The organism is Caballeronia calidae (genome assembly GCF_900044055.2).
In the GTDB taxonomy this organism is placed as follows: Bacteria; Pseudomonadota; Gammaproteobacteria; order Burkholderiales; family Burkholderiaceae; genus Caballeronia; species Caballeronia calidae.
Window position 1 is genome coordinate 1 of the sequence record NZ_FCOX02000294.1, and the last position, 1,107, is coordinate 1,107.

The 1,107-nt window shown below is 61.8% G+C and carries 2 pseudogenes; both read left to right on the top strand.

Annotated features, from left to right (window positions below):
* Positions 1 to 426 (top strand): annotated as a pseudogene (locus tag AWB78_RS42730) (DUF2779 domain-containing protein); the annotation flags it as partial.
* A 16-nt stretch (positions 427 to 442) separates the two neighbouring features.
* Positions 443 to 1,107 (top strand): annotated as a pseudogene (locus tag AWB78_RS42735) (hypothetical protein); the annotation flags it as partial.

Below are 1,107 nucleotides of genomic sequence, written 5' to 3' on the forward strand. Positions count from 1 at the left end.
TTTATTCATCGCGCGTTTCTCGACTCGTTCGATGCGCCTTCCAAGGACGACTTCACCCGTACGCTGATCGATGCGCTCGGATACGATGGCGCGGTCATCGTCGCGACGTCGGTCGAGCGTGCGGGCCTGAATGCGTTGTGTGAGAGCGTGCCCGAACGGCGCGTGGAACTGAAGGCGCTCATGCGGCGCCTCGTGTATCCGACGCCCGGAGCGCCCATGGCGCATGACGTCGCCGATGCTGCCAGATGCATCGAAGTCACGAACAGCGAATCCGCGCAGCGTGCTTGGTGGGAAGCAGCATCATCCGCGACCGACAGGGAACGCAGGCATCGCCTTGCCGATGACCTGCTCTGCTATGGCCGGCAGCAAACGCTTTCGCTGCATGAGGCATTCAGCGCGCATGGCGCACGGCCGTTGACCGATTGACGGGTTATGAGGCGCAATGCACAAAAGCACACGAGGTGCGTCGCCGCAAACCCGGCGACACACGGACAATGACCCCGCTCATCACAACGACACCACCATCAGGACGAGACTCATGACACGGCAACATTGCAGCCCACTTTTCATTGGTTCCGGTATCACCGAGGCAGCCAGGCTGATGGCGCTCGACAAGCAGTCGGGGGCTGACTCTGTCAGTGAGGCAGACATTCAGGGATGGGTCCAGCGCCATCCTGGCTGTCTGCCCGTCGCCGAGATCGATCCGATGTTCGTCGAACCTGTGCCTATCTGCACGGAATTGCGTACGCCGGCGGGATCGATCGACAATTTCATGGTCACCGCATCGGGATTGCCGGTGCTGGTCGAATGCAAGCTCTGGCGCAATCCTGAAGCGCGGCGCGAGGTCGTCGGCCAGATTCTGGACTATGCGAAGGAACTCAGCCGCTGGTCCTCTGCCGACTTGCAGCGTGCCGTGAAGGAGCGGCTCGGCCTCGAAGGCAATCCGCTGCTCGCGCGCGTGCGCGAGGTGCACCCGGGCGTCGATGAGATCCAGTTCAACGATGCGCTGACGCACAATCTGCGTCGTGGGCGCTTTCTGCTCCTGATCGTCGGCGACGGAATTCGCGAAGGCGTGGAGGCCATTGCCGAGTATCTGCATGATCATGT